Source organism: Okeania sp. SIO3I5 (assembly GCF_010672085.1).
Classification (GTDB): domain Bacteria; phylum Cyanobacteriota; class Cyanobacteriia; order Cyanobacteriales; family Microcoleaceae; genus Trichodesmium.
In genome coordinates this window covers 1-8991 of record NZ_JAAHHT010000130.1, presented here as the reverse complement: position 1 = coordinate 8991, position 8991 = coordinate 1, and the positions used below count along the sequence as shown (strand labels likewise).

General features: G+C 36.4%; 6 protein-coding genes and 1 pseudogene. 3 read left to right on the top strand and 4 right to left on the bottom strand.

Going from position 1 to position 8991, the window contains the following annotated elements; translation table 11 throughout:
* Positions 1–383: 383 nt before the first annotated feature.
* Positions 384–1661, bottom strand: coding sequence for a serine--tRNA ligase (gene serS / locus F6K40_RS24860; RefSeq protein WP_293139777.1), 1278 nt, complete (start codon positions 1659–1661; stop codon positions 384–386).
* A gap of 428 nt (positions 1662–2089) precedes the next feature.
* On the bottom strand, positions 2090–2344 hold the full coding sequence (locus F6K40_RS24855) for a hypothetical protein (RefSeq protein WP_293139776.1): 255 nt from the start codon (positions 2342–2344) through the stop codon (positions 2090–2092).
* Positions 2345–3513: 1169 nt separating this feature from the next.
* Between F6K40_RS24855 and F6K40_RS24850 the strand changes: the two genes are divergently transcribed.
* Entirely contained in the window at positions 3514–4020 is a 507-nt protein-coding gene (locus F6K40_RS24850) for a pentapeptide repeat-containing protein (RefSeq protein ID WP_293139775.1), read from the top strand.
* A gap of 44 nt (positions 4021–4064) precedes the next feature.
* Here the strand turns inward: F6K40_RS24850 and F6K40_RS24845 are convergent.
* Together F6K40_RS24845 and F6K40_RS24840 are read right to left on the bottom strand one after the other, a co-directional pair.
* A pseudogene (locus F6K40_RS24845) lies at positions 4065–4289 on the bottom strand (hypothetical protein).
* Between the two features lie 646 nt (positions 4290–4935).
* Positions 4936–5304 carry a metal-sensitive transcriptional regulator gene (locus F6K40_RS24840; RefSeq protein WP_293139774.1) on the bottom strand — a complete coding sequence of 123 codons (369 nt, stop codon included), beginning with the start codon at positions 5302–5304 and terminating at the stop codon, positions 4936–4938.
* A gap of 79 nt (positions 5305–5383) precedes the next feature.
* Between F6K40_RS24840 and F6K40_RS24835 the strand changes: the two genes are divergently transcribed.
* Together F6K40_RS24835 and F6K40_RS24830 are read left to right on the top strand one after the other, a co-directional pair.
* A complete protein-coding gene (locus F6K40_RS24835) occupies positions 5384–6598 on the top strand; it encodes an HhoA/HhoB/HtrA family serine endopeptidase (RefSeq protein WP_293139773.1) in 1215 nt (404 codons plus the stop codon).
* Positions 6599–7204: 606 nt separating this feature from the next.
* Positions 7205–8221 (top strand): VOC family protein, encoded by a 1017-nt coding sequence (locus F6K40_RS24830; protein ID WP_293139772.1) that lies wholly within the window; start codon positions 7205–7207, stop codon positions 8219–8221.
* The last annotated feature ends 770 nt before the right edge of the window (positions 8222–8991 follow it).

The window sequence follows — 8991 nt, the reverse complement described above, 5'->3', positions numbered from 1 at the left end:
TTCTATCCATTCCTCCTAGGGTGGAAAATCCCCAACATTTTCCTAAATGTGAAGCTCCTAAAAAAATTTTCCACGCCAAAGGATATTTGGTTGCATCCCCACAAAAACTGTGATACTATAAAAGTTAACTGGGGTTACTCGCCTATACGCATGACTTTTTATTCAACTAAAAATATTATTGTTTCTAAGGGATAGAACTCCGTTCCGCTGCGTTTCATGTCGCGCAGCGGAACGCTCAGGTTGTAGACAGAAAAAGATACCAAAGATGTAGTGCGGGCATCTTGCCCGCTAGTAGTATACCTGAGTTAGATGAAATTACAAAATAACTTCTGACTTCTGAGTTCCAACTTCTAACTTCAACAGCGCACCCTACTCAATCAAAACTATAAAAACTCACATCCCATATAAGATTGCAAAACCTCTGGAATTTTCACACTACCATCAACCTGCTGATAATTTTCCAAAATAGCCGCCATAGTTCTCCCCACTGCTAAACCCGAACCATTCAAAGCATGAACATACCGAGTACCCTTCTTCTTTCCCTCCTTAAACCGAATATTCGCCCGACGTGCCTGAAAATCTTTCACATTAGAACAACTAGAAATTTCCCGATAAGTTCCCGATGACGGCAACCACACCTCCAAATCATAACACTTAGCTGCCGAAAAACCCAAATCTCCAGTACACAACTCTAAAATCCTATAAGGTAACTTCAGAGCTTGCAAAATAGCCTCTGCATCTGCCACCAATTTTTGATGTTCCTCCTCAGAAGTATCAGGATGCACAATTTTTACCATCTCAACCTTATTAAACTGATGGAGTCGAATCAACCCCCTAGTATCCTTCCCATAAGCACCAGCTTCTCGACGAAAACACGGAGTAAAAGCACAATGATAAATAGGTAGTTGCTCCGCCGTTAAAATTTCATCTCGATAAAGATTCATAGTTGAAACTTCCGAAGTAGGTATCAACCACAAGTCATCTGCTGCACACTTAAAACTTTCCTCCGCAAATTTTGGTAACTGTCCTGTAGCAGTCAAAGACTGACTATTGACCAATAGTGGCGCCATAACTTCCACATAACCAGCTTGAATATGACGGTTAAGCATGAACTGAATAATAGCGCGTTCCAATGCTGCACCTGCTCCCATCAAAGCAACAAAACGACTTTGAGCAATTTTCACTCCTCGCTCAAAGTCAAGAATGCCTAATTTTTCCCCTATTTCATAGTGAGGCATAATTTTAGGATTTTGGGGAATGTATTCATCACCCCATCGTTTAACTTCTATATTTTCTGCTTCACTTTTACCTATAGGTGTAGACTCACTAGGCAAATTAGGCAGAGGTAAAAGTAAAGCTTCTATTTTAGCCTTTAGCTCTTTTTCTTCAGGTTCTAATTCGCTAAGTTTAGCCTTGAGTTGGTTCCCCTCATCTTTTAAAGCTTGAACTTCTGCACCTTTAGGATCACTGCCCGATTTAATTTTTTCCCCTACCTGTTTACCTACTTGGTTACTACGAGCTTGGAGTTGCGATCGCTCTGTTTCTAATTGTCGCTGTTTTTCATCCAATTCTAGAATTGGTTGTAAGTCATACTCTCCACGACGGTTAAGTAATTCTTGTACTGTTTGTGGATTTTCTCGAATTTGTCTAATGTCTAGCATAATTTTTCCCTATACCTTTAATTTGTCTCATTTAACAGAATATTACTTTAGCTCCAGTTTGAAACATTAATCATTACTAAGTCAGAAGTCATAAATCAGGAGTCATTAGTCATTAGCTGTTTGTGTAGCGGGGATTAGAGCAACGCTCCAAAAACATTTCGCCTTATACCAATTTCCATGCATTAATGCTATACTTTGGTGACACTTCATATAGAATCCGGGTAATTAGTTATCGCATTACTGAAGAGTAAGGAGTAAGGAGTAAGGAGTAAGGAGTAAGGAGAAAGAAAGGAAATGAAAATGCATAAATTTTTAAATTCGTATTCATGCTTAACATATTTTAGTTGAGGATTTTTGAATGCGATTACTGTATAACCGGATTTTATATCAGTTGTCAAGTTATTAATGCAGGGAAAATAACTTATTCCCTAATTGGGTAGTCCTGCTGAGGAATGGCGAAGATACATAAGTTTTGTAATTTCTTCCGACACTTCCGACACTTCCGACACTTCCGACACTTCCGACACTTCCGACACTTCCGACACTTCCGACACTTCCGACACCTCCCACACTTCCGACACTTCCCACACCTCCCACACCTCCCACACTTCCGACACCTCCCACACCTCCCACACCTCCCACACTTCCGACACCTCCCACACCTCCCACACTCTCTCTACCATTCCTCAGCACCACCACCCCTAATTGTTAGCCAGTTAATGTTAATTATTATTTGGTAAACCAAATAATAATATCTAAATCATTCCCCTTTTTAAGCTATGCTTTATAAACATCTTTCTTAACATAAAACTTGGGCATTATAGACAAGTTATGTGTAAGTCTTGGAAAAGTTCAAGATTTGAGGGAAAAGGGAATAGAAAAGATCAAAATATTTTTATCTGATAACTCGGAGAAATATGACATATATTGAGGACAATATATAGGGTTTATTAAACTAATAGACTTCTCCAAAAGAGAAATGCGACATATATTTAGGATAATATATAGGATTTATTAGACTAATGAGGTAGACATATATTTATTGATATTATCCCTTATTCCCTGTTCCCTTTACTTGGATAAATACGACAGATATTGAGAATAATATATAGGGTTTCTCAGACTAATGAAGCAGAAATATCTTGATTTCTATTCTGTTCCCTATTCCCTATTCCCTATTCCCTGTTTCCTTCTAATGAAGCAGAAATATCTTGATTTCTATTCTGTTCCCTATTCCCTATTCCCTATTCCCTGTTTCCTTCTAATGAAGCAGAAATATCTTGATTTCTATTCTGTTCCCTATTCCCTATTCCCTATTCCCTGTTTCCTTCTAATGAAGCAGAAATATCTTGATTTCTATTCTGTTCCCTATTCCCTATTCCCTATTCCCTGTTTCCTTCTAATGAAGCAGAGATATCTTGATTTCTATTCTATTCCCTATTCCCTATTCCCTATTCCCTGTTTCCTTCTAATGAAGCAGAAATATCTTGATTTCTATTCTGTTCCCTATTCCCTATTCCCTATTCCCTGTTTCCTTCTAATGAAGCAGAAATATCTTGATTTCTATTCTGTTCCCTATTCCCTATTCCCTATTCCCTGTTTCCTTCTAATGAAGCAGAGATATCTTGATTTCTATTCTATTCTGTTCCCTATTCCCTATTCCCTATTCCCTATTCCCTGTTTCCTTCTAATGAAGCAGAGATATCTTGATTTCTATTCTATTCTGTTCCCTAATTCCCTGTTCCCTATTCCCTATTCCCTGTTTCCTTTCCAAAGATGTAATTTTTATGATATGATTCTAACTAAATCAAGGTAACAACAGTAATTTTATTAATTATTCAAGCCGTAAAATATGAGAATTGTATATACATTAACGACTACATTATTAACAGTATTTTGGTTAATAATTCCAGTATTTGCTCAGTCTAAATCTAATTCTATAGAACGGATCAAAACTATTCAGCGTTTATTATCTACTTATGAATGTCCGGGTTGTGATTTGAGCGAAGCTGATTTAAGTGCAACTGATTTAAGTGAAGCAAATTTACTAGGAGCTAATTTACAAAAAGCCAACTTAAAAAACGCTAACTTAAGAGGAGCAATCTTAAGTAGTGCGAATTTAATTGAGGCAAATTTAGCAGGAGCCAATTTATCAGGAGCAATTATGCACAGTGCAACTATGCGACAGGCGAATCTAAAAGATGCTGATTTATCTTGGGCTGATTTATACCAAGCATATTTGGAGAAGGCCAAGTTAAATGGAGCTAATTTATCCAATGCAAATCTTAATGAAGCCAAATTAGACCAAACCGATTTTTGTGAAGCTACTTTACCTAATGGTAAAATAAAAGTTTGTTAAATAATTGATGAGTATGAAAATTTACTAATTTTTTAGGTATTGTTTTATGCCATAGCAGAAATTTCATCAATCACTTTAATACGTCCTTTACAAATAGCCCGAAGTAAGCGATCGATCGATCACTTTTCATCTTCTGGCAAAGACTCATCAAATATGGCGGCCATTAATCCGTAACGATCAGCTAAGGTAATGTACCCAGTCGCATTAGCATTAGCAAAAAGGTCTCCTAATGCACATGGAAGTAGATAAATAGGAGGTTCCTGATACATAAAAATTATCTTTGAACTATACATTTCTAGTATTAGCGATTTTTTATGGTGACATGGTGATATAAGATTAATACGGTAAGCGATCGCACTTACAATATTTAGCGATCTTAATCACCATTACTCTGTGATGCACAATATATCTCTCCAGAAAAGAGGGAGTAGGTGGAAAGAATTGATGATTTAGGCAGGTGGGATTAATTTGATTTTTGATTATCGGAGATATCTAATTAGACTTCTCCAAAAATGAAAAATCAAATCAATTCTTACCCACAAGATATGAAATTTTTGATTCCATACTCCCTACTTCCTATTCCCTGACTATAGACATCTCCAATAATAAAAAATCCATTAGACATCTCCAAAAATCAAAAATCAAATCAATTATCAAGTATAAACCCTCAATTATTTCCCCCTACTCTGTACGGACGTTCGCATTTTTGTTATGCAACGTCCCTACTTACTCATTACTCATTACTCATTACTCATTACTCCCTCTTTTCTGGAGATGTCTATTTATTATTTCCCCCTACTCCCTACTCCCTACTTCGTCATTTAAGAAACCTCTTGCCAAAGTTTTAATTCAATAAATTCAAGATATGAAATTTTTGATTCCCTACTCCCTACTCCCTACTCCCTACTCCCTCATTTAAGGTAAAAATCGGTCTAAAGCTGACTTTAAAGCCGCAATTTCAACATCAATATCTCCATCTTGAGTCGCCCGAACAATACAATCAGATAAATGATTATCCAAAACCATACGAGCTACTCTGTCCAAAGCACCACGAACTGCAGCTATTTGTATTAACACATCAGGGCAAGAACGATTATCTTTGATCATAGCTTTAATTCCTCTAACGTGCCCTTCAATTCTTGATAATCTATTGCTCAGACGTTGTAGAGATTCTTCACTATGAACATGAGGATGAGTAGAAGAATGATGGTGATGTTCAGAATTTAAATCTGTCTCAACTACATCATTAACTGGCTGATTTTTTTGTTGGTCAGATATTACCATAAATTTATAGTATAATATAGGATTGTTAGCTATATTGTAACACCAAACCTACTAACTTAGTCAATCAAATGTTAATGCTATGAGATTGTTAAATTTTTGTCGAATAACTACCAAATTCATTTCTCAATTATTGGCCATTTTTATCGTTTTTACTGTTATAGTTGCTTGTCTACCAACAGTACCAGCAATGGCAACTCCAAGACTATTTGAAGGATTATGGAATTCTCAGTTAGTAGCATTGCAAGCTATACCAGAAAATATCAATACTAGAAAGAGTAATAGCTTTGTGACAGAAGCAGTCAATAAAGTTGGTTTAGCTGTGGTTAGAATTGACACGGAGCGATTAATTACTCGTCCAACTAATCCTTTTTTTGAAGACCCTTTTTTTAACCGCTTCTTTGATGACAATTTTAGGGTTCAACCACCTTCCCAAGAATTATTAAAAGGTCAAGGTTCTGGTTTTATTGTTGACTCGAAAGGTATAATTTTAACCAATGCTCATGTAGTAGATCAAGCTGACAAAGTTACTGTCAGTTTAAATGATGGAAGAAAGTTTATTGGAGAAGTAAAGGGAACAGATACAGTTACAGATTTAGCAGTAGTTAAAGTTGAGACAAAAGGTGAAATTTTACCAGTAGCAACTTTAGGTAATTCTGATTTAGTACAGGTAGGAGATTGGGCAATAGCAGTCGGAAATCCTCTAGGATTTAATAACACTGTTACTTTAGGAATTATTAGTACCTTGAAACGTCCTAGTTCGGCAGTAGGAATTCCTGATAAAAGATTAGATTTTATTCAAACTGATGCAGCAATTAATCCAGGAAATTCTGGGGGTCCGTTGTTGAATGATCAGGGTGAAGTAATTGGGATTAATACTGCAATTAGACCTGATGCTATGGGTATTGGTTTTGCTATTCCGATCAATAAAGCTAAAGAAATTAAAGATGTATTAGCTCGTGGAGAACAAGTACCTCATCCTTTTGTTGGGATTCAGATGATTACTCTAACTCCAGAAGTTGCTAAAGAAAATAATAGCGATCCTAATTCTGTTTTAATTTTGCCAGAAGTAACAGGAGTTTTAGTAACAAAAGTTTTGTCTGATACTCCAGCAGAAAGATCGGGGATGCGGATAGGAGATGTAATTGTCGAAATTGACAATCAATCAATAATTAGTGCTGAACAGTTACAGAGGAAAGTTGAAAATGGTGATGTAGGTGAAAAATTGCTGTTCAAAATTCTACGCAATGGTAGAGAAAAAGAAATATTTGTTGTCAGCGGACAAATGAATTATTGAAAAGAGGGAGTAGGGAGTAGGGAGTACGGAGTAGGGGGGAAAGAATTGATTATTGAAGATGTTTATTAAATAAGCAACATCTAGCAAGGGAGCAAGATGCTCCCACTTTTCCCTTGATTGATAGATTGATTTATCCATTCAACAAAAAGAATTAATGCCAGCTAAAGACTTCTATCACCATACGTTCAACAATTATTAATTATTAATAATTAATTATTAATTATTATAGACAACTTCAGGAATATACAGAAATTCCTTATGCTTATGGAGACTTACGATGTCGTTGAATTATTAGTGAGGATAGGAATAATTTTTTATTAATTACTCAGGGATGCGAGAATGATGTACAAATTCATGGCCTTGATATATAGAAGCGATCGCAGATAAAATCTGGATACATCGGGATGCTTTAGAGGATGGTATAGCTTTGAGATTGGTTTCCGTTCCGGAATGCTCCGCAAACGTTTCACTCCGTTACACTCGCAATGACAAATCAAATAATTTATTATATTATATCTTACATTTAGCTCGAATTTTTGCTCGTAGTTGGGCTTGATCCTGACTATAGCAGGGGCTAGAGCAAAACTACAAACAGCGCTAAAAACGATGAATCAAAATCCCACTATCGAAGGTATCTACGAAGTTTGCATCGGTATCACCGAACCAATGCCCATGATTGAATATTGGCAACAATTTGGTTATCGCATTGGCAAAACAGGAGAATTAACTGCTCCTACAGTTAACAACTTATATGGAGTCAATTCTAATTTGCGCTCCATTCGACTCTACCATCAAAATGTCGATCATGGTTTAATTCGCCTCATGGTTTGGGAAAAACCTACCAATGAAGGTTTAGAAATGACATCCATGAGAGTTTTGGGCAACCGTTGGGCGACAACTTTAACTACCGATGTTTTGAATATTCTTAACCATGCTGAGGATGCCTACTTAACAGGTTTGCCAATTAAATGCACTTTTCCCCAATGGGAAATAATTTACAAAACAGATAAAGGGCGCCCATTTTTCGATCCAGCAGTGGGAGTGCGGGAAATGATGTTGTTGCAACCATTGACGCGCCAGGTTTTGTTTCAACGTTTCAATTACACAGTGCCTGAATATGGCAAAATTAATCATGCCTCTACTTTGAAAACAAGTCAATTTACTCATGCAGGTATGATCGTACAAGATGATAGTAAGGAAACGTTGCAGTTTTATGAAGATGTTTTGGGTTTGTTGCGATCGCGCGATAACTCGGAAACTTCTTATGAAAGTTCGGAAGCAGCAAGACAAATTTTTGATTTACAACCAGGAGAAAAGTTTACAGTTACAACTTTTGACGATCCGCGCTCTTCCACAAATTGGCAGGAAGCGCGATCTGGCAGAATGTATATTATTCGGTTTCCGGAAGAAATTAAGTTGCAGTCTTGTTTTGAGCAGTCACAACCAGGTTGTTTAGGAATGTCTTTGTATACTTATCGAGTTAGTAATATCAAATATTATTTTGAGCGAGTTAAAAATTCAGCAGCAACGAAAATTACAGATATTGTTAATAATGAATTTGGCGAACAGAGTTTTTCTTTTGTTGCTCCCGATGGTTATTTGTGGAATTTAATTAGTAAGTAAGCATTCAGCATTCACATATTAATTTATTATCTTTTCCCTCAAAGGGAGAGGTCATTTCAGTTATCATATCATGTCCGGTAGCATCGGTATTGTATAGCAAAGGTAGGGAACAGGGAACAGGGAGGAGGGAACAGGGAGGAGGGAACAGGGAGGAGGGAGGAGGGAGGAGGAAACACTTAACTGGCAGGAATACTTAAGAGCCAGAAAAAAACTTAAATTTCCGGTAAAATTCACCCTTGAGTTTACACCAACGATACCAGCGGACATGATATCAGTTATCAGTGAAACTCCGACTAAAGTCGGAGGCTTGAAATACTGAATTAAATATTTTTTTTATCCCCTTAAAAAGGGGAAGCTTTATACCAATCACCAAAAGTAATGCTATACTTCAATAGTCAAATATTTACTAATATCATGTCTCATTAAATAACTGTAATAAACAATCTTTCCCCAACCTCGTAGAGACCTTGCATAACAAAAATGCGTTTCATGTCGCGCAGCGAAAGGTCTCTACATTGCGGTTAATTAATGTTACTTGAGATAAGATTAAAAGTCTGTTTTTGACAATTATTAGTCAGTTAGTATTAGTTTTTCCTGCTTTTAACCTCTCCTATCACCTCCAAAACTTCACACATTTACCGAATTATCAAGGTTTAAAGTCTCTCCTTTTAAGGAGAAAGGAGAAACAAGAAAAAATTTTCATGATTAGTCAATCCTCTTCTTTTCAAGGAGAGGTAATTAATAATTAATAATTATTAATTATTAATTAT